Source organism: Pseudoxanthomonas sp. z9 (assembly GCF_006542425.1).
Taxonomy (GTDB): Bacteria; Pseudomonadota; Gammaproteobacteria; order Xanthomonadales; family Xanthomonadaceae; genus Pseudoxanthomonas_A.
Map to the genome: position 1 here is coordinate 37344 of NZ_VFID01000013.1, position 24923 is coordinate 62266.

21 protein-coding genes are annotated in these 24923 nt (G+C 65.4%); 14 read left to right on the plus strand and 7 right to left on the minus strand.

Features of this window, described 5'->3' with window-relative positions; genetic code table 11:
- Window positions 1-100 precede the first annotated feature (100 nt).
- From murC to lpxC, 6 genes are all read left to right on the plus strand, one after another.
- The gene (murC, locus tag FG323_RS15820; protein WP_181444263.1) at window positions 101-1570 is read left to right on the plus strand and encodes a UDP-N-acetylmuramate--L-alanine ligase; all 1470 of its coding nucleotides are present in this window, start codon (window positions 101-103) and stop codon (window positions 1568-1570) included.
- Window positions 1567-2532, plus strand: coding sequence for a D-alanine--D-alanine ligase (locus FG323_RS15825; protein ID WP_141455689.1), 966 nt, complete (start codon window positions 1567-1569; stop codon window positions 2530-2532). Before murC ends, FG323_RS15825 begins: the two co-directional genes overlap by 4 nt.
- Window positions 2532-3371, plus strand: coding sequence for a cell division protein FtsQ/DivIB (locus FG323_RS15830; protein WP_141455690.1), 840 nt, complete (start codon window positions 2532-2534; stop codon window positions 3369-3371). Before FG323_RS15825 ends, FG323_RS15830 begins: the two co-directional genes overlap by 1 nt.
- Window positions 3368-4603: a cell division protein FtsA gene (gene ftsA, locus FG323_RS15835; RefSeq protein WP_141455691.1), complete on the plus strand. Its 1236-nt coding sequence runs from the start codon at window positions 3368-3370 to the stop codon at window positions 4601-4603. Before FG323_RS15830 ends, ftsA begins: the two co-directional genes overlap by 4 nt.
- Window positions 4604-4829: 226 nt before the next feature.
- Window positions 4830-6059 carry a cell division protein FtsZ gene (gene ftsZ / locus FG323_RS15840; protein ID WP_141455692.1) on the plus strand — a complete coding sequence of 410 codons (1230 nt, stop codon included), beginning with the start codon at window positions 4830-4832 and terminating at the stop codon, window positions 6057-6059.
- Between the two features lie 240 nt (window positions 6060-6299).
- On the plus strand, window positions 6300-7217 hold the full coding sequence (gene lpxC, locus FG323_RS15845) for a UDP-3-O-acyl-N-acetylglucosamine deacetylase (RefSeq protein WP_141455693.1): 918 nt from the start codon (window positions 6300-6302) through the stop codon (window positions 7215-7217).
- A 182-nt stretch (window positions 7218-7399) separates the two neighbouring features.
- On the opposite strand, the gene FG323_RS15850 is transcribed toward lpxC, so the two are convergent.
- Window positions 7400-7873, minus strand: coding sequence for a DUF721 domain-containing protein (locus tag FG323_RS15850; RefSeq protein ID WP_141455694.1), 474 nt, complete (start codon window positions 7871-7873; stop codon window positions 7400-7402).
- A gap of 8 nt (window positions 7874-7881) precedes the next feature.
- On the opposite strand from FG323_RS15850, the gene FG323_RS15855 reads away from it, so the two are divergent.
- From FG323_RS15855 to FG323_RS15865, 3 genes are all read left to right on the plus strand, one after another.
- Window positions 7882-8832 (plus strand): M23 family metallopeptidase, encoded by a 951-nt coding sequence (locus FG323_RS15855; protein ID WP_141455695.1) that lies wholly within the window; start codon window positions 7882-7884, stop codon window positions 8830-8832.
- Window positions 8833-8993: 161 nt separating this feature from the next.
- Window positions 8994-11732 (plus strand): preprotein translocase subunit SecA, encoded by a 2739-nt coding sequence (gene secA / locus FG323_RS15860; protein WP_141455696.1) that lies wholly within the window; start codon window positions 8994-8996, stop codon window positions 11730-11732.
- Window positions 11733-12161: 429 nt separating this feature from the next.
- Window positions 12162-13118, plus strand: coding sequence for a Nudix family hydrolase (locus FG323_RS15865; RefSeq protein WP_141455697.1), 957 nt, complete (start codon window positions 12162-12164; stop codon window positions 13116-13118).
- Window positions 13119-13143: 25 nt separating this feature from the next.
- Here FG323_RS15865 and coaE read toward each other — a convergent pair whose 3' ends face one another.
- The 4 genes from coaE to pilB all read right to left on the minus strand — a co-directional run bounded on the left by coaE (window position 13144) and on the right by pilB (window position 18159).
- Window positions 13144-13773: a dephospho-CoA kinase gene (gene coaE / locus FG323_RS15870; RefSeq protein ID WP_141455698.1), complete on the minus strand. Its 630-nt coding sequence runs from the start codon at window positions 13771-13773 to the stop codon at window positions 13144-13146.
- A gap of 355 nt (window positions 13774-14128) precedes the next feature.
- Complete coding sequence (locus tag FG323_RS15875; RefSeq protein WP_141455699.1) at window positions 14129-14992, minus strand: A24 family peptidase; 864 nt, start codon at window positions 14990-14992, stop codon at window positions 14129-14131.
- Window positions 14993-14995: 3 nt separating this feature from the next.
- Window positions 14996-16264 (minus strand): type II secretion system F family protein, encoded by a 1269-nt coding sequence (locus tag FG323_RS15880; protein ID WP_141455700.1) that lies wholly within the window; start codon window positions 16262-16264, stop codon window positions 14996-14998.
- 155 nt (window positions 16265-16419) lie between these two features.
- Complete coding sequence (pilB, locus tag FG323_RS15885) at window positions 16420-18159, minus strand: type IV-A pilus assembly ATPase PilB (protein WP_141455701.1); 1740 nt, start codon at window positions 18157-18159, stop codon at window positions 16420-16422.
- Between the two features lie 212 nt (window positions 18160-18371).
- Between pilB and FG323_RS15890 the strand changes: the two genes are divergently transcribed.
- The 5 genes from FG323_RS15890 to FG323_RS15910 are packed head-to-tail and all read left to right on the plus strand — an operon-like array spanning window position 18372 to window position 22821.
- Window positions 18372-19244, plus strand: coding sequence for a glycosyltransferase family 2 protein (locus FG323_RS15890; RefSeq protein ID WP_141455702.1), 873 nt, complete (start codon window positions 18372-18374; stop codon window positions 19242-19244).
- Window positions 19222-20511 (plus strand): glycosyltransferase family 4 protein, encoded by a 1290-nt coding sequence (locus FG323_RS15895; RefSeq protein ID WP_255470212.1) that lies wholly within the window; start codon window positions 19222-19224, stop codon window positions 20509-20511. Before FG323_RS15890 ends, FG323_RS15895 begins: the two co-directional genes overlap by 23 nt.
- Window positions 20512-20567: 56 nt before the next feature.
- Window positions 20568-21242, plus strand: coding sequence for a class I SAM-dependent methyltransferase (locus FG323_RS15900; protein ID WP_255470213.1), 675 nt, complete (start codon window positions 20568-20570; stop codon window positions 21240-21242).
- On the plus strand, window positions 21239-22288 hold the full coding sequence (locus tag FG323_RS15905) for a glycosyltransferase family 4 protein (protein WP_141455704.1): 1050 nt from the start codon (window positions 21239-21241) through the stop codon (window positions 22286-22288). Before FG323_RS15900 ends, FG323_RS15905 begins: the two co-directional genes overlap by 4 nt.
- Window positions 22285-22821 carry a methyltransferase domain-containing protein gene (locus tag FG323_RS15910; RefSeq protein WP_141455705.1) on the plus strand — a complete coding sequence of 179 codons (537 nt, stop codon included), beginning with the start codon at window positions 22285-22287 and terminating at the stop codon, window positions 22819-22821. The genes FG323_RS15905 and FG323_RS15910 overlap by 4 nt, the downstream gene beginning before the upstream one ends.
- Before the next feature lie 6 nt (window positions 22822-22827).
- Here the strand turns inward: FG323_RS15910 and FG323_RS15915 are convergent, their stop codons facing one another.
- Both FG323_RS15915 and FG323_RS15920 read right to left on the minus strand, forming a co-directional pair.
- Window positions 22828-23616: a class I SAM-dependent methyltransferase gene (locus FG323_RS15915; protein ID WP_141455706.1), complete on the minus strand. Its 789-nt coding sequence runs from the start codon at window positions 23614-23616 to the stop codon at window positions 22828-22830.
- Window positions 23613-24920 carry a lipopolysaccharide biosynthesis protein gene (locus tag FG323_RS15920; protein WP_141455707.1) on the minus strand — a complete coding sequence of 436 codons (1308 nt, stop codon included), beginning with the start codon at window positions 24918-24920 and terminating at the stop codon, window positions 23613-23615. The genes FG323_RS15915 and FG323_RS15920 overlap by 4 nt, the downstream gene beginning before the upstream one ends.
- Window positions 24921-24923 lie beyond the last annotated feature (3 nt).

Here is a 24923-nt window from a genome sequence, read left to right on the forward strand (position 1 = left end):
AGATTCGCAACAGCAACGCCACCGGCCAGGGCCGGCGGCGCGCGCAGGCGTGCACGAATCCCCAATCCCCGATCCCCAATCCCGGCACCGGAGGCGCCGCATGATGGCCGCCGCACGTGAACGCCGCCTGCAGCACACCGGCAACCTGGCGCGCGAGTTCCGTCGCGTCCACTTCGTGGGCATCGGCGGTTCCGGCATGAGCGGCATCGCCGAGGTGCTGTGCACGCTGGGCTATGAAGTCTCCGGTTCGGACAACGCCGACAATGCGGCGACCCGCCGGCTGGCCTCGCTGGGCGCGCGGGTGATGCGTGGCCACAACGCCTCCAACGTGCTTGGCACCGACTGCGTGGTCGTGTCCAGCGCGATCAAGCACGACAACCCCGAATTGATGGAAGCGCGTTCGCAGCGCATCCCGATCGTGCCGCGCGCGGCGATGCTGGCGGAACTGATGCGTTTCCGCCGTGGCATCGCGGTGGCCGGCACGCACGGCAAGACCACCACCACCAGCCTGACCGCGGCGGTGCTGAGCGAGGGCGGGCTGGATCCGACCTTCGTCATCGGTGGCCAATTGCTGGCCGCCGGCGCCAACGCCAAGCTGGGCGATGGCCAGTGGCTGGTGGCCGAGGCCGACGAGAGCGATGGCAGCTTCCTGCGCCTGAACCCGCTGATCTCGATCGTCACCAACATCGACGCGGATCACCTGGAGAACTACGGCAACGATTTCGAACGGGTCAAGGCCGCGTTCGCGGAATTCCTCCAGCGCCTGCCGTTCTACGGCCTGGCGGTGCTGTGCATCGACGACGCCGAAGTGGCCGCGTTGGCCGCGGAGACGCCGCGCCACGTGATGACCTACGGCTTCGCCGACAACGCCGACGTGCGCGCCGAGGACGTGGAGCAGGAAGCCGGGCGCATGCGCTTCACCCTGCGCCTGCCCGAGGACGTCAGCATCCCGGTGACGCTGGCCCTGCCTGGCCGCCACAACGTACAGAACGCGCTGGCCGCCGCCGCCGTTGGCTGGCAGCTCGGCGTGTCGCCGGAGAACATCGCCGCCGCGCTGGAGAAGTTCGCCGGCATCGGGCGCCGCTTCAACGATCTGGGCGAGGTCGCCACGGCCGCCGGCGCGCGCGTGCGCCTGGTGGACGACTACGGCCATCACCCGAAGGAACTGGCCGCGGTGTTCGCCGCGGCGCGTGGAGGCTGGCCGGACAAGCGCCTGGTGGTCGCGTTCCAGCCGCACCGCTACAGCCGTACCCGGGACCAGTTCGATGCCTTCGCAGCGGTGCTGTCGGAAGCCGACGCGCTGGTGCTGAGCGAGGTGTATCCGGCCGGCGAGGCGCCGATCGCCGGCGCCGACGCCAAGTCGCTGGCGCGCGCCATCCGCGCGCGCGGCCGCAACGAGCCGGTGGTGGTCAGCCAGGTCGCCGACCTGATCGAGGTGCTGCCGGACGTGCTGCGTGATGGCGACCTGCTGCTGCTAATGGGCGCCGGCGACATCGGCCACATCTCCCAGCAGATCGCGGCGCACGGTTTCGTGGATCCCAACGGCGCGAAGGCGCAACAACACTCATGAGCAAGTTTTCGTTCCCGCCAAAGCGCGTCACCGATCCGGCCCGTTTCGGCCGCGTCGCCGTGCTGCTGGGCGGTACCTCCAGCGAGGCCGAGGTTTCGCGCGACTCCGGTCGCAATGTGCTGGACGCGCTGCGCGCGCGCGGCGTGGATGCCACCGCCGTGGACGGCATTCCCGCCCTGGCCGAGGCGCTGGTGCAGCGCCGCTTCGATCGCGTCTTCAACATCCTGCATGGCCACAAGGGTGGCGGCGAGGACGGCGTGGTGCAGGGCCTGATGGAAGCCTTCGGCATGCCGTACACCGGTTCGCCGGTGCTCGGCTCGGCCCTGAGCATGGACAAGGTGCGCACCAAGCAGGTCTGGCTGTCGCTGGGCCTGCCGACGCCGCGCTATGTGCGCCTGCTGAAGGGCGACGACGTGCACGCCGCGGCCCGCGAGCTGGGCCTGCCGGTGATCGTCAAGCCGGCCAACGAGGGTTCCAGCGTGGGCGTGACCCGGGTCTTCCAGGACAGCGATCTGGATGCCGCCGTGGAGCTGGCCATCCGCTACGACGGCGAACTGCTGATGGAGCAGTTGATCGAAGGTGACGAACTGACGGTGGGTATCCTGGGCGGAGTCGCGCTGCCGTCGATCCGGATCGTGCCCAAGGGGCAGTGGTACGACTACCACGCCAAGTACGTGGCCGAGGACACCCAGTACCTGTGCCCCGGCCTGGAAGGCGACGACGAGACCGAAATCCGCCGCATCGCGCTGGCCGCATTCCAGTCGGCGGGCTGCCGTGGCTGGGGCCGCGTCGACGTGATGCGCGATCGCGCCAGCGGTCGCTTCTACCTGCTGGAAGTGAACACCGCGCCGGGCATGACCAGCCATTCGCTGGTGCCCAAGGCCGCCGGCCAGGCAGGACTGGATTTCGCGGAGCTGTGCTGGCGCATCCTGGAACAGACGCTGCCGGAGGTGGACGGCTGATGAACGCCGTGCTGCGCATCCTCGCCTGGCTGCTGGCCGTCGCGCTCGTCGCGCTGCCGGTGGTGGCGGTGGTCAACGGCTGGATCGGCGCCGATCGCTGGCCGCTGACCCGGTTGCGCGTGCACGGCGAGTTCGAGCGCGTGGATCCGGCGCAACTGCGCGCGGTGGTGCTGCCGTACGCCAGGCACGGCTTCTTCGCGGTGCGGTTGCAGGAAGCGCAGGACGCGGTGGAACGACTGCCCTGGGTCGAGCGCGCGGAAGTGCGCAAGCGCTGGCCCGACGTGATGGAGATCAGCATCGTCGAGCATCGGCCGTTCGCGCGCTGGGGCAAGGATCGCCTGCTGTCCGAGCATGGCCGTCTGTTCCCGACGCCGAAGGCGCTGCAGGACCTGAAGCTGCCGCAGCTCGGCGGGCCGGATTCGCAGGTCAAGGAAGTGGTTTCGCTGTACAACGAAGCCCGCCAGTTGTTCGCGCCGCTCGGCTTGGCCGTGGAAACGCTGACCATGGATCGGCGCGGCAGCTGGACGCTCACCCTGGGCAACGGCACCGAAGTGGTGATCGGACGCGCCGACGCCCGTCCGCGCCTGAGCCGTTTCGTGCGCATGCTCCCGCAGATCCTCGCGCGCCAAGGACAGCCGCTGCTGCGAGCCGACCTGCGCTACACCAATGGTTTCGCGCTCAGCTGGGGAGCGGTGAAGCCGGCGGTCGGGAATCGGGAATCGGGAATCGAAGCAGCGATCTCCGGCTCTCCACCCACCGTCGCGAGCATCGTTCCCGATCCTGGAGCGCTTCCCTCCATTCCCCATTCCCCATTCCCCATTCCCGGTCTCGCAACATGAATCGCAAGGGCGACAAATCGCTGATCGTCGGTCTCGACATCGGCACCTCCAAGGTCACCGCACTGGTGGGCGAGTACGCCCCCGGCAATCCGATCGAAGTGATCGGCATCGGCTCGCATGAATCGCGCGGGCTGAAGCGGGGCGTGGTGGTCGACATCGAATCGACCGTGCAGTCGATCCAGCGCGCGGTCGAGGAAGCCGAGCTGATGGCCGGTTGCGAGATCCGGTCGGTCTACGCCTCGATTTCCGGCAACCACGTGCAGTGCCGCAATTCGCCGGGCATCGTGCCGATCCGCGACGGCGAGGTGACCTGGGGCGACCTGGACCGCGTGCTGGAAGCGGCCAAGGCGGTGGCGATTCCCGCCGACCAGAAAATCCTCCATGCCATCCCGCGTGAGTACAAGCTGGACAACTCGCAGGAAGGCATCCGCAATCCGGTCGGCATGACCGGCGTGCGCCTGGAAGTGGACGCGCACCTGGTGTTCTGCGCGCAGTCGGCCGCGGCCAACATCAGCAAGTGCGTGCAGCGCTGCGGCCTGCAGATCGACGACCTGATCTTCTCGTCGCTGGCCTCCAGCGTGGCCGTGCTGACCAGCGACGAGCGCGAGCTCGGCGTGGTGCTGGTCGACCTGGGCGCGGGCACCACCGACCTGGCGGTGTTCATGCAGGGCGCGATCTGCCACACCGCCTCGTTGCCGATTGCCGGCGACCAGGTCACCAACGACATCGCGCACATGCTGCGCACGCCGACCCCGGAAGCCGAGCAGATCAAGGTGCGCTATGCCTGCGCGCTGGCCCAGCTGGCCACCGCCGAGGAAAGCATCCAGGTGCCGAGCGTGGGCGACCGTCCGCCGCGCCGCCTGCCGCGCCACTCGCTGGCCCAGGCGGTGCAGCAGCGCTACGAGGAAATCTTCGAGATGGTCCAGGCCGAACTGCGCCGCTCCGGCTTCGAGGAGCGCGTGCGCGCGGGCATGGTCCTGACCGGCGGCGCTTCCAAGATGGAAGGCGTGGTCGAACTGGCCGAGGAAATGCTGCAGATGCCGGTGCGCGTGGGCATCCCGCAACACGTCACCGGCCTGGGCGAAGTCGTCGGCAACCCGGTCCACGCCACCGGCGTGGGCCTGCTGCTGATGGGCAGCCAGATCGAACACCCGCGTCGGCCGTCCCTGCCCACGGGCAAGGCGGGCAGCTGGTTCAAGAAGATCCAGAACTGGTATCGCGGTGAGTTCTGACGACCGCGAATCGGGAATAGGGAATCGATAGTCGTGGAAGCAAAAGCAGGACAGCGGCAGGTTGGAAAGAAGCAAGGCGCGGCAGGCAGGTAGAGACGTAGTTCATTGGCGGTACGCAACACCACTTAAAACACAACAACTCGCCGGAAACGGCATGGGTACAGGGAAAGCACTTTCGGTTCCCGATTCCCCATTCCCGGTTACCGGCCCAAAGAGGACAACGGACATGGCACATTTTGAACTGGTTGAAAAGATGGCTCCGAATGCGGTGATCAAGGTCATTGGCGTGGGCGGCGGCGGCGGCAACGCGGTGGCGCACATGGTCAACGGCAGCGTGGATGGCGTGGAATTCATCACCGCCAACACCGATTCGCAGGCGATCAAGAACTGCGGCGCCAAGCTGCAGCTGCAGCTCGGCGGCAACGTCACCAAGGGCCTGGGCGCGGGCGCGAATCCGGAAGTCGGCCGCCAGGCCGCGCTGGAAGATCGCGAGCGCATCATCGAGGCGCTGGACGGCGCCGACATGGTGTTCATCACCGCCGGCATGGGCGGCGGCACCGGCACCGGCGCCGCGCCGGTGGTGGCGCAGCTGGCCAAGGAGATGGGCATCCTGACCGTGGCCGTGGTCACCAAGCCGTTCCCGTTCGAAGGCCGTCGCCGCATGCAGGTGGCGCTGAAGGGCATCGAGGAACTGAGCCACCACTGCGACTCGCTGATCACCATCCCGAACGAAAAGCTGATCACCGTGCTGGGCCGCAACGCGACCATGATCCAGGCGTTCCGCGCCGCCAACGACGTGCTGCTCGGCGCCGTGCAGGGCATCGCCGACCTGATCGTGCGTCCGGGCCTGATCAACGTCGACTTCGCCGACGTGCGCACCGTGATGAGCGAAATGGGCCTGGCGATGATGGGCACCGGCCACGCCCGCGGCGATGACCGCGCGCAGGCCGCCGCCGAGAGCGCCATCCAGAACCCGCTGCTGGACGACGTCAACCTGTCCGGCGCCAACGGCATCCTGGTCAACATCACCGCCGGTCCGGACTTCACCATGGCCGAATTCGACGAAGTCGGCCGCACCATCGAAGGCTTCGCCTCCGAGGACGCGACCGTGGTGGTCGGCACCGTGCTGGATCCGGACATGCAGGACGAGGTCCGGGTGACCGTGGTCGCCACCGGCCTGAACCGCGCCGTCGCCCGCCAGCCGGTGGGCCGTGGCCTGGACCGCGAGCCGGTGCGCGCACCGATCAAGCTGGTCCGCGACGCCACCACCGGCCTGCCGGCGTTCGACGCGATGGCCAATGTCGATCCGGTGGCCGACGCCGTCGGCGGCCTGGGCCTGCGCCGTGGCTCGGCGGCTCCGGCAAGCGCGCCGGCCGCGTCGTCCGCCCCGGCGGCGGCCGACCTGCCCGCGGACTACCTGGACATCCCGGCGTTCCTGCGCCGGCAGGCGGACTGACCCCCGCCCCCTGAAACACCCTCCCGCCGGTCCGGGGGAGGGCGCGGTACCGCCATGTCCTTTCGCTGCCGGGCCTGTCTGGGCCCGGCAGCCCTTTCCGTCCCCCGAGGAAAGCGGACCGGCCAGTGTCGCGCGGCATTGTTTCAGCTGCGGGACAGAGCAATTCTTCCGTTAAGATTCAGCTAATTGCGTGCTATTCTCGCCGCTCTTGGTCAGCACCTTCACCTCGGTCCCCCTCCGATGGCCCAGCAACGCACCCTCAAGAACGTGATCCGCGCCACCGGCGTGGGTCTGCACAGCGGCGAAAAGGTCTACATGACGCTGCGTCCGGCCCCGGTGAACACCGGCGTCGTGTTCCGGCGCGTGGATCTGGAGCCGGTGGTGGAAATGCCGGCCAGCGCCGAACTGGTCACCGAGACCACGCTGTGCACGGGCCTGAGCTGCGACGGCGCCAAGGTGCAGACGGTCGAGCACCTGATGTCCGCGCTGGCGGGTCTGGGCGTGGACAACGTCTACGTCGAGCTGTCCTCGGCCGAACTGCCGATCATGGACGGTTCCGCCGGCCCCTTCGTGTTCCTGCTGCAGTCCGCCGGCATCGCCGAGCAGAACGCGCCCAAGCGCTTCATCCGCATCAAGTCGCCGGTGGAAGTCACCGAGGGCGACAAGGTGGCGCGCTTCGATCCCTACGAGGGCTTCCGGGTCGGCTTCACGGTCAAGTTCGATCACCCGATGATTCCCGCCTCGCAGTCGCGCGCCGAAGTCGAGTTCTCCACCGGCGCCTACATCAAGGAAGTCGCGCGCGCGCGCACCTTCGGCTTCATGCGCGACCTGGAGTACATGCGCGAGCGCAACCTGGGCCTGGGCGGTTCGATGGACAACGCCATCGTGCTGGACGAGTTCCGGGTCCTCAACGACGACGGCCTGCGCTACGCCGACGAATTCGTCCGCCACAAGATCCTCGACGCCATCGGTGATCTGTATCTCGCCGGCCGCCCGATCCTGGGCGCCTACGAGGGCTACAAGTCCGGGCACGCCCTAAACAACAAGCTGGTGCGGGCCCTGCTGGCCCAGCCGGAAGCGTGGGAAGAGGTCACCTTCGAGGACGAACGCTACCCCTCGCCGGTGCTGTACGGCGCCCCGGCCACCGCGGCGGCCTGAGTCGGGTCCAGCCCCGTCCAATCCTTGCCCGTGAAACCGTATCCGCAGGGATGCGGCGTCGCCGCATTGTCATTTGTGTGATTCAGGTCAAATTTCGGGCCTGAATTTAACCAATTTCTAACTTTCATCTAACGACCCGGGTCGCCATGCCCGGTAACATGCCTTGCCTTCGCGTCGCGGGCCTAGCGCTTTCGCCCGCCGCGCCGGTTGTCAGGAGCAATACCTCCTCCGGCGGAGTCCGGAGATTCCAAGGATGCCAGGACAGCCGCCAGCGCCTTGCGCGAGGCTTCCGGAACAGGTGGTGCCGTTGTTTCTGCCCGAAGATTCGGGTGGAGCGGGGCGGTTGTTGTTTTGACGGTCACCTCGGTAACCGTCAGTCCCACGGATCGGGCGGCATCAAGCAGTTCGACGGAGGCGAGCCGGAGTTTGGCGCGCCACACGGGGGAGTCGACGATAAAAACGAGCCGTTCGCCGGCCACATTCGCCAGACGGCAATGGGGGGCCAGGGCGGGCGGGAGACAGGGGCGAAGTTGCTGTTCAAGGGCGTCGAGCCAGAGGGCACGACGCACCGGGTCGGCGGCAGCATCCGTCAGCGCGGCCTGGAGGGCCGGTTGCGGAGTGCTTGCGCCACGCGGCTTGGACTTCGAATCAGACATCGGTATCTATGGCTTTTCAAAACATCGTAAACAATTCGCGCGCCTGGTTGGCCAATCATCTCGCCGGCCCCGCCTACAAGGCGCGCAGTCTGGTCCACGCAAGACCGCTCAGCACCGCCGCCTGTCTGCTCGCCGTTGGCCTGGTCGCCGGCCTGGCTGGACGCAGCGCGATGGGCATGGCCCAGGTCTCGCTCCTGCAGGCCAAGACCGAGCGCCAGGATGTCGAACTCGAGCAGGTCCGCCGCGGCGCCCAGCAGGAAATCAACGCCATGGCCGCGCGCCTGGGCGAACTGCAGGCGCAGGCCAACCGCCTCAACGCGCTGGGCGATCGCCTGACCCGCATGGGTCAGTTGCAGGACGGCGAGTTCGATTTCGAGGAGCCGGTGGGCGTCGGCGGCAACGATGCCGTCTACGACATGTCGCCGTCCGAACTGGACAAGGGCGTCACCCAGCTCGAACGCCAGTTCGCCGCCTCCGGCCAGCAGCTGTCGGTGCTCGAAGCGCTGCTGTTCAACCGTGAGCTGGACAAGAACGCGACCCCGTCGCGCATGCCCATCGCCAACAGCTACATCACCTCCGGCTTCGGTGGCCGCGCCGATCCGTTCGGCGGCGGCGGCCAGTACCACAAGGGCATCGACTTCAAGGCCAGCGTGGGCGATCCGGTGCTGGCCGTGGCCGACGGCGTGGTCAGCTTCGCCGGCATCAAGGGCGGTTACGGCAACGTGGTCGACGTCGATCACGGCAACGGTTATGTCACCCGCTACGCGCACAACTCCCGCCTGGTGGTGAAGTCCGGCGACCTGGTGCGGGTTGGCCAGGAAGTGGCCAAGGCCGGTTCCACCGGCCGCTCGACCGGCGCCCACGTGCACTTCGAGGTCTGGGAAAACGGCCGCGTGGTCAACCCGCGCAAGTTCCTGGGCGACGGTCCCACCCCGGTCGGCAAGATCAAGCGGGGCTGAGCTTCGGGAGGGGCTTGCGGCAGGGTTGATTCCCCCGGGGGCGCCCCAAGCTACAATACGGTGTTGCCAGACAGGGCGCAGTGCGCCCTGTTTCGTTTTGGGGTTCTCCTCGCCGGCCTGCTCGCGGCGGCCCCGACGCTCATTTCCAACCGGTTCCTTACATGATCAACAACTTGCTTACCCGTGTCTTTGGCAGCCGCAACGAACGCCTGCTGAAGCAGCTCCAGCGCAGCGTCGGCAAAATCAATGCCCTGGAACCGGAGATGGAGAAGCTCTCCGACGACGAGCTCAAGGCCAAGACCCCGGAATTCCAGAAGCGCGTCGCCGACGGCGAGTCGCTGGACAAGATCCTGCCCGAAGCGTTCGCCGTCTGCCGTGAAGCCAGCCGCCGCGTGCTGGGCATGCGCCACTACGACGTGCAGCTGATCGGCGGCATGGTGCTGCACCTGGGCAAGATCGCGGAAATGCGCACCGGTGAAGGCAAGACCCTGGTCGCGACCCTGCCGGTCTACCTCAACGCGCTGGAAGGCAAGGGCGTGCACGTGGTGACCGTCAACGACTACCTGGCCCGCCGCGACTCGGCCTGGATGGGCCGCCTGTACAACTGGCTGGGCCTGTCGGTCGGCGTGGTCTACCCGGGCATGCCGCACAGCGACAAGCATTCGGCGTACGCGGCCGACATCACCTACGGCACCAACAACGAATTCGGTTTCGACTACCTGCGCGACAACATGGCGATGGCCAAGGAGGACCGCTTCCAGCGCGGCCTGCACTACGCCATCGTCGACGAAGTCGACTCCATCCTGATCGACGAAGCGCGTACGCCGCTGATCATCTCCGGTCCGGCCGACGAATCCCCCGAACTCTACCTGCGCGTCAACCAGATCGTGCCGAAGCTGGTCAAGCAGGAGAGCGAGGAAGGCGAGGGCGACTTCTGGGTCGACGAGAAGGGCAAGCAGGTCCACCTGTCCGAAGCGGGCATGGAGCACGCCGAGGCGTTGCTGCTGCAGGCCGGCATCCTGAAGGATGAGGAAGACAGCCTGTACGGCGCCAACAACCTCACCGTGGTGCACCACCTCAACGCGGCGCTGCGCGCGCACGCGATCTACCAGCGCGACGTCGATTACATCGTGCGCGATGGCGAAGTGGTGATCGTCGACGAGTTCACCGGCCGCACGCTGCCGGGCCGGCGCTGGTCCGACGGCCTGCACCAGGCGGTGGAAGCGAAGGAAGGCGTGCCGGTCCAGCGCGAGAACCAGACGCTGGCCAGCATCACCTTCCAGAACCTGTTCCGCATGTACAAGAAGCTGTCCGGCATGACCGGTACGGCGGACACCGAAGCCTACGAATTCCAGAGCATCTACGGCCTGGAAGTGATCGTCATCCCGACCCACCGCCCGACCGTGCGCAAGGATTCGCCCGACCAGGTGTTCCTCAACCGCAAGGGCAAGTTCAACGCGGTGCTGGCCGACATCCAGGACTGCTACCAGCGCGGCCAGCCGGTGCTGGTCGGCACGACCTCGATCGAAACCTCCGAGATGCTGTCGGAGTTCCTGACCAAGTCCGGCGTCCCGCACGAAGTGCTCAACGCCAAGCAGCACGAGCGCGAAGCGCACATCGTCGCGCAGGCGGGTCGTTCCGGCGCGGTCACCATCGCCACCAACATGGCCGGCCGCGGTACCGACATCGTGCTGGGCGGTTCGCTGGAAGTGGAACTGGAACAACTGCCGGAAGACGCCACCGACGCCGATCGCCAGCGGGTCAAGGCCGAATGGCAGCAGCGCCACGAAGCGGTCAAGGCCGCCGGCGGCCTGCACATCATCGGCACCGAACGCCACGAATCCCGCCGCATCGACAACCAGCTGCGTGGCCGTTCCGGCCGCCAGGGCGACCCGGGTTCGTCCCGCTTCTACCTGTCGCTGGAAGACAACCTGATGCGCATCTTCGCCTCGGACTGGGTCCAGAAGGCGATGAAGCTGATCGGCATGAAGGAAGACGACGTGATCGAGGATCGCCTCGTCAGCCGCCAGATCGAAAAGGCCCAGCGCAAGGTCGAGGCGCACAACTTCGACATCCGCAAGAACCTGCTGGATTTCGACGACGTCAACAACGACCAGCGCAAGGTGATCTATTCCCAGCGCGACGAACTGCTGGAAGCCGATTCGGTGAAGGACAACATCGATGGCATCCGCGGCGACGTGGTCGCCGAGACGGTGGGCCGCTTCGTGCCGCCGAATTCGGTGGACGACCAGTGGGATCTGGCCGGCCTGCAGCGCGAGCTGGAAGAGGAAATGGCGCTGGCCCTGCCGGTCGCCGCCTGGCCGAAGGAAGCCGAGGAACTGGATGCCGAAGCCATCGAGCAGCGCGTGCAGGACGCGATGAACCGCCACTTCGAGGAGAAGGAAACGGTCATCGGCGGCGAGACCATGCGCGCGCTGGAAAAGCACATCATGCTGACGGTGCTGGACAAGAACTGGAAGGAACACCTGGCGCGCATGGACTACCTGCGCCAGGGCATCCACCTGCGCGGCTACGCGCAGAAGCAGCCGAAGCAGGAGTACAAGAAGGAAGCCTTCGAGCTGTTCTCGGACATGCTGGAGCGGGTCAAGCGCGAAGTCGTGACCCTGCTGGCGCGCGTGCGCATCCGCACCGAGGAGGAAGTGGCGGCGCTGGAAGCGCAGGAGCGCGCGATGGCCGAAGCGCAGGCCCGGCAGATGCAGTTCCAGCACGCCGACGCCGGCGGCTACAGCGCCGACGAGGAGGCCGCGCAGGCCCAGGCCGCGCAGGGTGGCCGCCCGGTGGCGATGCCGGCCGACGCCGGTCCCAAGGTCGGCCGCAACGATCCCTGCCCCTGCGGCAGCGGCAAGAAGTTCAAGCACTGCCACGGCCAGCTGGCCTGATACGACGGCAGTCAGTGAAGAAAAACAGGCGCCTCGAGGCGCCTGTTTTTTTTGGGCTGTCGGGGTTGCCCCCATCCGCCTTCGGCACCTTCCCCCGCGCGCGGGGGAAGGGGGCACGGGCAGGTCACGCGTGGGAGTCGGGGACAGGCGGGTCGGGTCGGCAGGTATCGTTGGCTTCCGGCTTCCGGCTTCCGGCTTCCGGCTTCCGGCTTCCTCCCGACTCCCGACTCCCGACTCCCGACTCCGACCGCTGGCCGCTGGCGCTCCCGAGTGAAGTCTCCCCGCCCCATCTCTTCCCCGCCCCCGAAGTCGTCCAACCCCTCCTTCCCCCGCCTGCGGGGGAAGGTGCCGAAGGCGGATGGGGGCAAGCCCTGGAACCGTGACCCACCGCATTTGCATTTGCGCGGAAATACCCGGCAAGCTTCGGCCATGTCCTCCGAACCTCTGCGATCCATCCATGTCGTGGCCGGCGTCATCAGCGATGCCCGGGGCCGCATCCTGCTGGCCCGCCGCACCGAGGGCCGTGATCTGGCCGGCCGCTGGGAGTTTCCCGGTGGCAAGCGCGAGGCCGGGGAGACCGAGGCCGAGGCGCTGATTCGCGAACTGCAGGAAGAACTTGGCATCACCGCCGAAATCGGTGAACCCATCATCAACGTGCCCCAGCAGTACCCCGACAAGCGCCTGCGCCTGGACGTGCGCCGGGTGCTGTCCTGGAAAGGCAATCCGCGTGGACACGAGGGACAGGCGCTGGCCTGGGTGGCGCCGGAGAAACTTCCGCGCTACGTGATGCCGCCGGCCGATCGCCCGGTGGTGGCGGCGCTGCTGCACCCGGACCGTTACCTGGTGACCCCGTCGCCGGCGGACGTCGACGACGAAGCCTGGCTCGGTGCGTTGCAACGGGCACTGGAGGCGGGCATTCGCCGCCTGCAACTGAGGATGCCCGGGGTCGACGCGGAACGCCGTCGCCGGCTGGCGCGCGCGGCAGTGGAGGCCAGCCAGCGGGCCGGCACAGAGGTGCTGGTCAATTCCGACATCGGCCTGGCGCGCGAGCTTGGCACGGGCGTGCACCTGCGCGCCGCGCAGCTGCCGGAACTCTCGGTACGGCCGCTGCCCGACGCGCAGCCGGTCGCCGCGTCCTGCCATACCGGCGAGGAACTGCGTCGTGCCGAGGACCTGGGTTGCGATTTCGCGGCGCTGGGCAGCGTGCGGGAAACGGCCAGCCATCCGGGCGGCAGCGTGCTGGGCTGGGAAGGATTCGCCCGCCTTCGCGAGGCGGTCTCGCTGCCGATCTACGCCATCGGCGGCTTGCAGCCGGACCATATCCTCGAAGCCCGCCAGCATGGCGCGCAGGGAATCGCCGCCATCCGCGGACTCTGGGCGTACTGAGGACGTATCGAGGCGCGCTTGCCGGCTAGGCGGATTCGCCGACAGCGGCGGCCGCCAGGCGGCGATAGCGGGCATCCAGTTCCGCCACCGCGGCTTCCAGTCGATCGATGTGGCCGTCGTTGACCACGATGTCGTCGGCCAGCGCCAGGCGCTGGTCGCGATGCGCCTGTGCATCCAGCATGCGCTCGGCCAGCGCGGCATCGATGCCGTCGCGCTGCATCAGGCGCGCCTTCTGCACCGCACGCGGCACGTCCACCACCAGGATGCGGGAAAGCCAGGGGTAGGCGACGCGGCCCCCGCCTTCGGTCAGCAGCGGGATGGTGGCGATGGCATACGGACTCTCCGCCGCCAGGCAGAGCGCCTGCATGCGCTGGCGGATGCGCGGATGGAGGATGCCTTCGAGCGCCCGCCGTTCGCTTTCGTTGCCGAACACGCGTGCGCGCAGGACCGCGCGATCCAGCCGGCCATCGGCCTGCAGCACCTCCGCACCGAACCGGGCCGCGACTTCGGCCAGCGCGGGCTGGCCCGGCTCGACGATTTCCCGCGCCACCCGATCGGCATCGGCGATGCCCACCCCGCGCGCGGCGAAGGCGCGCTCCAGCGCGCTTTTCCCGGACGCCACGCCGCCGGTCAGCCCGATCACGTATTCGCTCATGCGCCCATTATTGGCCGGAACCGCCGCGTTGTAGAGCGCAGCCAGCCGATGCGTCCTTCCCCCGCCTGCGGGGGAAGGTGCCCGAAGGGCGGATGGGGGCAAGCGGAAAGCTCAGACTCGAACGCCCAGCCACGCAAGCCCGGCTCTACACATGCGTCCTTCCCCCGCCTGCGGGGGAAGGTGCCCGAAGGGCGGATGGGGGCAAGCGGGAAGGTCAGACTCAATCGCCCAGCCGAGCAAGCTCGGCTCTACACGATGTGATCTTCCCCCGCCTGCGGGGGAAGGTGCCCGAAGGGCGGATGGGGGCCAAGCGAAAAGGGTCAGGCGGGATCGCCCAGCCAAACAACCCAGGCTTCTACCGGAAGCCAGCGAAACGCAGATAGGCGTCGATCAGATCCTGGCCCCAGAAAAACACCACCCAGCCGGCGACGGCCAGATAAGGACCAAACGGAATGGGCGTGGCCCGGTCGCGGCCCTTCGCCGCCAGCCAGACCGAACCGATGATGGCGCCCACCAGCGAGGACAGCAGGATGGTCGGCAGGACGCCCTTCAGGCCAACCCAGGCGCCGATGGCCGCCAGCAGCTTGAAATCGCCATGGCCCATGCCTTCTTTGCCGGTCAGCTGCTTGAACAGCCACCACACCGACCACAGCGACACGTAGCCGGCAATCGCGCCCAGCACCGCCGCCTTGGGCACCATGTAGAGGTTTTCCAGGCTGGCGATCAGGCCCAGCCACATCAGCGGCAGGGTCAGTTGATCGGGCAGCAGGCGGGTACGCAGGTCGATGCCCGACAGCGCCACCAGGAAACAGCTGAGCAGCGAGGCCCCGAATCCCTGCCAGCCAAAGCCGAAGCGCCACACCGACGCGACCACCAGCAGGGCGGTGAGCAGTTCCACCAGCGGGTACTGCACGGAAATGGGTGTCTTGCAGTGGCGGCACTTGCCGCGCAGGGCGAGCCAGCTGACCAGCGGGATGTTCTCGAACCAGGCCAGCTTGTGCTTGCAGTGCGGGCAGTGCGAACTCTCGACCACGATGCCGGGGGGCGGCGGGTCGTAGATTTCCGGTTCCTCGAGGATCTCGCGCGCATCGCGCCGCCATTGCCAGTCCAGCTTGCGAGGCAGGCGCAGGATGACCACGTTGAGGAAGCTGCCCACCAGCAGGCCCAGGCCGGCCGCGACCGGGAAGCCGAGGCCGGGGTGTTGATCGAGGAATGCCACGGATTATCCGACCGTCATCGCCAGCTTGAAGATGGGCAGGTACATGCCGATCACCATGCCACCGACCAGGATACCGATGACCACCATGATGAAGGGTTCGATGAGGCTGGACAGGGCATCCACCGAGTTGTTCACTTCCTGCTCGTAGTATTCGGCCACCTTGAACAGCATCGTGTCCAGCGCGCCGGCCTCCTCGCCAATGGCGGTCATCTGCACCACCATGTGCGGGAACAGCGCGGTCTGCCTCATCGCCATGTTCAACGGGTAGCCCACCGCCACGTCGTCGCGCATCCGGTGCACGGCCCTCTCGTAGACCGTGTTGCCGGTGGCGCCGGCCACCGTATCCAGCGCCTCGACCAGCGGCACGCCGGCCTTGAAGGTGACCGCGGTGGTGCGGGCGAAACGCGCCACCGAAGAATTGTGCATGATCTGGCCGATCACCGGCACCTTCAGGATCATGCGGTCGACGAAATGCTGGAACGCCGGGGATCGCTTGAAGCTGAAGACCGTCACCACGATGCCGACGACCGCGATCAGCAGCAACGCCCACCACCAGGCCACCATGAAGCGGGACGCAGCGACGATCAGCTTGGTGAAGGCGGGCAGATCCGCGCCGAAGCTCTTGAAGGTTTCCTCGAACTGCGGCACCACGAACACCAGCAGGATGGCGCTGACCAGGATCGCCACCGCGATCACCATGGCCGGGTAGAACAGCGCCTTCTTGATCTTGCCCTTCAGGGTTTCCAGGTTTTCCTTGTAGCTAGCGATGGTGTCGAGCACCGTTTCCAGCACGCCGGCGCCTTCGCCGGCCCGGACCAGGTTGCGGTAGAGCTCATCGAACTGGACCGGATGCCTGGAAATCGCCTCGGTCATCGAGGAGCCGCCTTCGATGTCCGTTCGCACTTGGTCGACCATCTTCTTCATGCGCGGGTTCTTCTGCCCGCCCGCGATGATGTCCAGCGAACTTACGATCGGCACGCCGGACTTCATCATGGTCGCCATCTGGCGGCTGAAGAAGGCGATTTCCTTCGCACTGATGGCCCGACCCGCTGCACCGAACAGCGGCTTGGGCTTGACCTTGACCACGTTGGGGGTGATGCCCTGCTTGCGCAGTTCGGCGCGCAGCATGTTGGCGTTCTTGGACGGCTGCTCGCCCTTCATCTTGACGCCGCGCTTGTCCACGCCTTCCCAGACGAACAGGCTGAGCGGGTTCTCGCGCGGGGCCGCAGTCGTGGCGGCGGTCTTCTTGGCAGCAGATCGGCTGATGGACATCGGCATTTCCCCGTCCGGTTTCCCCGACCGGACTTCATTCCGCATGGTAGCGGTTTACGGCCGGAAGGGAACTCCCCCGGCCTGTGACGCGGGGCAGGGTTTGGGATCCTGCCCCGCCGGGCGCGGGGAAAGCGGCACCCGGGCCATCCCGCGGGTCAGTCCTTGGTGACGCGGTTGATCTCGGCCAGGCTGGTCACGCCGTTGCGGACCTTCATCAGCGCCGACTGGCGCAGGTCCCGGACTCCCGCCTGCTGGGCGGCTTCGGCGATCTGCAGGGCATTGCCGCCTTCCAGCACGATGGTGGCGATTTCCTCGCTCATCGGCATCACCTGGTAGATGCCGGTGCGGCCCTTGTAGCCGCCGGTGCATTCATCGCAGCCGACCGCGTCGTACAGGGTGAAACCGGCGCCAATCTCCTCCTCGCTGAAGCCTTCGGCCACCAGCGCATGGTGGGGCAGTTCCACCGGCACCTTGCAGCGCGAGCACAGGCGGCGGGCCAGGCGCTGGGCGATCACCAGGGTCACCGAACTGGTGATGTTGTAGGGCGCGATGCCCATGTTCATCAGGCGGGCGATGGTCTGCGGCGCGTCGTTGGTGTGCAGGGTGGACAGCACCATGTGGCCGGTCTGGGCGGCCTTGATGGCGATCTCGGCGGTTTCCAGATCGCGGATTTCGCCGACCATGATGATGTCCGGATCCTGGCGCAGGAAGCTGCGCAGCGCGGCGGCGAAGGTCATGCCGCGCTTGGTGTTCTGCTGTACCTGGTTGACACCTGGCAGGCGGATTTCCACCGGGTCCTCGACCGTGGAGATGTTGCGGATCTCGTCGTTCAGGATGCCCAGCGCGGTGTACAGCGACACCGTCTTGCCCGAGCCGGTGGGGCCGGTGACCAAGACCATGCCGTAGGGTTTGTGGATGGCGTCCTCGAACAGCTTCTGCTGGTCCTTTTCATAGCCCAGCTTGTCGATGCCCAGCTTGGCCGCGCTGCCGTCCAGGATACGCAGCACCACCTTCTCGCCGAACAGGGTGGGCAGGGTGCTGACGCGGAAGTCGATCTGCTTGGTCTTGCTGAGGTTGAGCTTGATGCGGCCGTCCTGCGGCACGCGCTTTTCGGCGATGTCCAGCTGTGCCATCACCTTCAGGCGGGCGGCGATGCGCTGGCTCAGCTTGACCGGTGCCTTGGCCACCTGCTTGAGGATGCCGTCGATGCGCAGGCGTACCCGGTAGTCGGTCTCGTAGGGCTCGAAGTGGATGTCCGAGGCGCCGCGCTTGATGGCGTCGACCAGCACCTTGTTGACGAACTTGACCACCGGGGTGTCATCGCCCTTGGCGTCGACGCCGCTGTCGGCGCCGGCCAGTTCGTCGTCGTTGCCGACCTCCAGGTTGTCCAGTCCCTCATCATCGTCGCCGCCGAAGGCGCCGGAGAGGTTGCTGCTGGCGTTGATCCACTGGTCCAGCGCCCGCCGCAGCGAATCATCGTCGACCAGGATCGGCTCCACCACCAGGTTGGTGTGGAACTTGATTTCGTCCAGCGCGTGCATCTTGTTGGTGGGATCGGAGACCCCGACGAACAGCTTGCTGCCACGCTTGAACAGCGGCAGCACCTGGTGCTTCTGCAGCAGCTCCTCGCTGACCAGCTTGACCGCGTTGTGGGCTGGATCGAAGCTGGCCACGTCCAGCAGCGGCATGCCGAACTCGATGGCGTTGGCCGCCGCCATCTGCGAGGCGGTGACCAGTTTCTTCTCGATGATCCACTGGGCCAGCGGCAGCCGGGCCTCGGTGGCGCTGGCCATCGCGGCACGGGCCGCGCCTTCCTCCAGCGCGCCGTCCTGGACAAGGCGGCGGGCGATACCGGTGATGCCCACCAGGTTTGCAGTGTTGACGACGGCGCTCATGTGCAGGTTCCCGTGGTGACGATGGGGCGCCGCAAGAAGCGGGCCAGTACCAACTTTACCGCAAGCTCCCCCGCGTACGCGTGGCCGGCCCCCCGGCCCGGAACGACCTGGGTCACAAGCTGACGCGATACGGCAATGAAGTGACGGCAAGACCTGCCAGTCCCGAATGTGATTGAAGTAAGCTGGGCAGGGGAAAACAGACTGGGGCGGTAATGAGGATCAGTGTCGTATTGCCGGCCAAGAACGAAGCGGGGGGACTTCCGCGGACGCTCGAACGCTTGCGGGAGGTGCTGCCGGAAGCCGAAGTCATCGTGGTGGACGACGGATCCACGGACCAGACTGCCAGCCTGGCCGCGGCCCTGGGGGCCCGCGTCCTGACCTCGCCCTATTCGATGGGCAATGGCGCGGCCATCAAGCGCGGTGCGCGGGTGGCCAGCGGCGATGTCATCGTGTTCATGGATGCCGATGGCCAGCATGATCCCGCCGATGCCTGCCGCCTGCTGGAGAAACTGGGTGAAGGTTACGACATGGTGGTCGGGGCCAGGAACTGGGAGGGCCAGGCAGGCGTCAGCCGTGGCCTGGCCAATACCTTCTACAACTGGCTGGCCAGCCGGATGACCGGTTTCCAGGTCAAGGACCTGACCTCCGGGTTCCGGGCGGTGCGCGCGGACAGGTTCCGGGAATTCCTGCACCTGCTGCCCAACGGTTTTTCCTATCCGACCACCAGCACAATGGCTTTTCTCCGCAGTGCCTACGCCGTAGCGTATGTGTCCATCCCGGTGGCGCGTCGCATCGGGACCAGTCATATTCGCCCCATAAAAGACGGTATCCGGTTCCTGCTGATCATCTTCAAGATCGCGACCCTGTATTCGCCCCTGAAGCTGTTCGTGCCGATGGCCCTCGCCTTTTTCCTGCTGGGACTTGGCTACTACGCTTACACCTTCACCGCGTATGGTCGCTTCACCAACATGAGCATGCTGCTGTTCAGCGCCTCGGTCATCATCTTCCTGATCGGACTGATATCCGAGCAGATTACCGGCCTTACCTACCTAGCGGCGAAAGGTGAAGAGTCCCGTCGCCCATGAATACCTGGACCGGGTCAGTCGCAAGCCGCGATTGCTGGTTCTGGCGTCCACATATCCCCGCTGGAGGGACGATCCGGAACCGGGATTCGTTCATGCGTTGTCGAAGCGATTGACCGACCGGTTCGATGTGATGGTCGTCTGTCCGCATGCGCCGGGTACGCCGGTGCGGGAGACGATGGATGGCGTCGAAGTCGTGCGTTATCGCTATGCGCCCGAGAAGTGGGAAACGCTGGTCAACGATGGCGGTATCGTCACCAACCTGCGCAGGCGAAAATGGAAGGTTTTTTTGTTGCCCGGCTTCATTCTCCTGTTGGCCTGGCAAGCATGGCGGCAGAACCGCAAGGCCCGCTTTGACGTCGTGCATGCGCACTGGATTATTCCGCAAGGGCTGGTGGCCCGGCTGCTGTGCTTTGCGGCGGGTGGTATTCCGTTCGTGGTTACTTCGCATGGTGCCGATCTGTTCGCACTGCGAGGTCCCGTGTTCAATTGGATGAGGAGATGGGTCATGCGCGGCGCCGCGCGCAGCACGGTGGTCAGTACCACGATGCGCGATGCCGTGGAGTGTGCGGGTATCAATGTCGATGCGGTCTCTGTCCTGCCCATGGGAATCGATCTCAAGGCGCGCTTTCAACCTGCCGAAACCCCATCTCAAGTGGTGGACCGGATCCTGTTCGTGGGTCGGCTGGTTGAAAAGAAAGGGTTGCGATTCCTGTTGCAGGCGATGCCGTTGGTGCTGGCGGAGCGACCGCAAGCACGCCTTGTCATTGCCGGATTCGGGCCGGAAGAAGCCGAACTGAAGGAGCTTTCACGCCGCCTTGGCCTCGTCGACAGCATCGAGTTCGTGGGCGCGGTGGCGCAAGCCCGCTTGCCGGAGCTATATCGCACCGCCTCGCTGTTCGTCGCGCCGTTCGTTGAAACGGCATCCGGCGATCAGGAAGGCCTGGGCCTGGTCACCATCGAGGCCTTGGGCTGTGGTTGCCCGGTCATCGTGGGGAACGTACCTGCCGTCAACGATGTGCTGGGTGCGTGGCCGGAGTGCATCGTCGATCCCCGTGATACCAAACTGTTGGCTTCCAGAATCCTGGAGGTCCTGGGCCATCCGGTGGTGGCCAGGGAGAATGCGTTGCGGATGCGGGCCGATCTGGAGGCGCGCCTGGACTGGTCCGTGGTCGCGGAGACCTATGGTGATCTCCTGATGGGAGTTGCGCTGGAAGGTGATGGCTATTCCAGCAGGGCGGACACGTCCGCTTCCGAAGGCCGGCAATGACAGACGCATCGCCAGACCGGCAGCCACATGCAACCCTCGACCTTCGGTCCCGCAGGTTGAAGGGACGCAAGATAGAGCGCCTGCTGGACCTCCCCGATGGCGGAGAGATGCCGCGCCTTCTTGAAGTCGGGGCCGGATCCGGTGGCATCAGTCACTACTTTGCCACGGGCGCTTCGCGGCGCTACCAGGTGGAAGCGGTGGATGTCGTCGACAATCGCCAGAATGCCGAAGGCTACGGATTCCGGTTGATCGATGGTACTGACCTGCCATATCCAGATACATGCATGGACGTGGTAATCAGCAATCACGTGATCGAACACGTTGGCGGAGAGCGTGAGCAGTCGAATCACTTGGCGGAGATACGGCGGGTAATGAAGCAAGACGGAGTTGGCTACGTCGCCGTTCCCAACCGGTGGATGCTGGTCGAACCGCATTATCGGCTGGCCTTTCTCAGCTGGTGGCCGGAAGGAATGCGCAGTGGCTGGCTCCGCCTGTGGCGAAAGGGCAAGCATTACGACTGCAGGCCGCTTTCGCGACGCCAGATCGAACGGCTACTTGATCAGGCCAGGCTTCGCTACGAGCAACTCCATGGCGAAGCGCTGGTGGCCATCCTGGACATCGAACGGCCTGGGACGTTTGCCGGTTTCGTGATGAAGCGGGTCCCCGCAGCCGTCTGGCGGCGTATCAGGGGAATTTTTCCGACACTTATCTATCGAGTCCGAAGGGCATGAAGACCGGTATTCCGGTTCCCGCCGTTTGGTTTCCCGCCATCAGGACAGGCACGGGGGCCGACGTCTTTACCGAACGATTGGCGACAGGACTGCGGGAAAGAGGCATCAGGGTCGAAGTCACCTGGCTGCCACACCGTGCGGAGTATCTTCCCTGGACAGTTCCGGCGCCCACGCAACCCGAGTGGGCAAACATCGTGCATGTGAACACCTGGTTGCACCCCAGGTTCATTCCGGCGGGCATGCCCTTGCTCGCGACCATGCACCATTGCGTGCACGAATCGGAACTTGGACGGTACAAGTCGAGCTTGCAGAAGGTTTATCACGAGTTCTGGATTCGCCCCATCGAGCGCCGTGTGCTCGAACGAGCGGCCAGGGTCGTGGCGGTGAGCCACTACACCGCGGAGCAGACGCGGAAGTCATTTGGTTGCGACGGCATCGAAGTCATCCACAATGGACTGCCCCCGCTTGCCGGTCATCGGCCTCTCGTCGCCAGAAATCCGGGGAGTCCCTTCCGCCTCCTGTACGTGGGTACCTGGTCGCGCAGGAAGGGAAGCGATCTGCTCGCTCCCATCATGGAAGCGCTGGGTGAGCAATACGAACTCTGGTTTACCTCCGAAGAGGGCAGGAAGACCATCCTTCCCACCAATTGCAGGGCGTTGGGGAGGCCGAGCAACGAAGAACTGGACGAGCTATATCGGAGCTGCGACGCACTTCTTTTTCCAAGCAGGCTGGAGGGATTTGGCCAGGTAGTACTGGAAGCGATGGCAAGGGGCCTGCCCGTGATCGCGACGAATGGATCCGCACTGCCGGAAGTCATGCGCGATGGACTGGAAGGCTTCCTCTGTACACGCGACGACGTTCCTTCCTTCGTGAGTGCGGTCCGCCGCATGTCCACGGACAGCCAGTCATGGTCGGGGATGAGGGTTCAGGCCCTGCGCCGCTCCCGGGACTTCAGCCTGGATTCCATGGTGGATGCTTACTTGGCTGTCTACTCGGAACTTCTGTCGGATGACGCCGGCATCAACAGAAAAGGTCTCGTCACATGAAACAGGAAGAGGGCCGCCGCGAGCGGGTCGCCAATCTCGGCAGCGGCAGGGACTATCTGGCGGGTGCGATAAATGTGGACCTGTATGCCGAAAAAGCGGATATCAGGCACGATCTCGCCAGCATCCCCTATCCATTCGATGACAATAGCTTCGACAGGATTCACGCGCTGAACATCATCGAGCACCTGGACAATCCGATCGACGTCATGAGGGAAATTCACCGAATCGGCGCCGATGGCTGCCTGGTGGATATCCGCGTACCGCATTTCCGGAGCGCCAGCCTGTACGAGGACATCACCCACGTCCGCGGCTTCGCCTGGCGGACATTCGATGTCTTCCTCGGGGATGGGACCGTCTACGGGGAATACGCCGACTTCCGTTTCGAGATGGTTTCGCGTGCCTATACGCCCTATCTCTTTCCCTGGCTCTATCGACTGCTGTCCCGGTTCCCCGTGCTGACGGACAACCTGCTCAGCAAGTACATTCCGATGGCTTCCATCGAGTTCCGTTTACGCGTTTCCAAGGTCCGCTAGTGGTCATCAGGCCAGTGGATTGAAGATGGACGGATGCTGATGGGTTCGCCGAGCAAGCAGGAACACACTCTCGAACTGCCCTGCCGCTTCGGTATCGAGGTGCATTTCGACTTCCGGGAATCCCGCCTGTCGCAACGTGCGAAGAATCTTGGGCAGGTCATAGACGTGGAGTTCCATGGCCTGCTCACGCAGCGGTCTTGATTTGAGCCGGTTTCGGATCCAGTTGGCGGGAGGAAGCAAGTAGCGCGCCCTCACCAGGCTGCGGACAAGCCAGTGCGAGTTACAGCGCACGTAAAACTGCAGTGCCAGGAAGCCATCATCACTGACTCGATCCGCAAGTTCAGCCATAATCTGTTCGCCGCGCGAGGGCGGTATGTGCTGCAGCACTATGAATGAGTGAACGAGATCAATGTTGGCCGGAATGCGTGAGAGCCGGTCATCGGAAACTTCGGCTTCCAGGTTTTCGATGCCGTGGAGCTCGCAGTTCCGCATTGTCTCGGCCAACATGGCAGGTGCGACGTCCGCCGCGATGACCGAGTCGCAACGTCTCGCCATCGGAATCGACAGCCTTCCCACACCACAGCCGAAATCTAGCGCGGTGCGTGGCCGGAAGGGTTTTCCCGCCATTGACTCTATTCGCGAAAAGACCGTACTGATATGCCGTTCACCGGATGCGAAGAATGCCTCTTTCGCATCGGCATCCAAATTCTCCGGCCTGAATCTATTGATGCTCAGAACCCCGTAGTAGGGTGCTGTCACACCCCATCGCTCCCAATCGTGGTCCGTCTTCTTCATGGCGGGTCCGAAATCTGATGATTGAAGTCTTCACCGAGTGGCGGACGAGTGTGCCTGCGGGGCATCCTCCACACAAGGATCCATGCCCAAAGCGCAAGCCATGCCTCCACGCCGGTCATGATCCAGGCCATTACGGAGATCCCATGCTCGGGGAGCAGCCGCAAAGCCAGCACGCTCATCAGCAGGGCACCGCTTGCATCAACGAGAATGCGCGCAATCTGTCTCCCACTGGTCATCAAGACGGTGCTGCCGATCAGGCGGAGTGCGTACAGCGGGGGAAGGAGAGATAGCGTCCTGGCAATATGGGCGGACGCTTCGAACTGGGCGCCGAAGATCGCTGGGATGGCGTAGGAAAAGGCCAGCAGGAAGACGGACGCAATCGAGCCGAGGAGGATGCAAGTGCCGACGATGGCCGGAAGCGGGGAAGAACCGGATCCTCCGGTTGTCGCTCCGAGGCGGAACAGCCTTGGTTGCGCAGCCAATACCAGGGATGCAACGGGAAGCGTCAACACGCTCGCGAAGCGATAGGCGACCGAATAGATGCCATTTGCCTCAGCGCCTGCAAGCTGGAGGCTCAGCGTTTTGTCCAGTTCCGATGTCGCTGTCCCAGCCGACCAGGCGGTTGCGTATGCGGCTCCGGTGCGGAAATCACGATGGCTAATTTTCAAGCCATGCCCGGTAGGCCGAAGTACATGCCGCACGCTATACAAGGCGAAGAGCGCGCTCAATATGGAGGCAGCCAGGTGAAACCCTGCATATGTGGAAAGCGTGGCCGTTCCAACAGTCGCGCCCAGGCCCAGGACGGAAACAAGTCGCAGGCCCGAAAGCAGTGTGACGACGGCACCCGACCAGCCCAGTCGCTCACGCGCCTGGAAGGCGAAGCTTGCCGTGTTTACCAGTGGAACGCATACAAGTTCCGCTAGACCGATAGCGACGAGAATGGATAGTTCAACGCCGCTGTTTACGTACCGATGAGCTATGCCAGCGAAGGCAAGGCAAAGCATCAATCCTGTGACAAGAACGATGCGCAAGGCGCGATGCCAATGCGGGCCAAGCATGGCGGGTTCTCGGGAGACGCCTTGAAGCAGCAGATACCCCGTGCCCCACCCGACGAAGGCTCCCAAGGTCACCGCAAACCCCGCCAACCCCGCCAGCTTTCCGTACTCGGCAGCCCCCAATACCCATGCGGCAGCAACGATCCATGCCGCTTGCAGGCCAACCCGCCCGGCCTGCCACAGCACATTCAACGCTGTGTTGTGCGCCAACTTCCCAAAGCCGAGTTTGCCCAGTAATGAAGCTAGCATTGC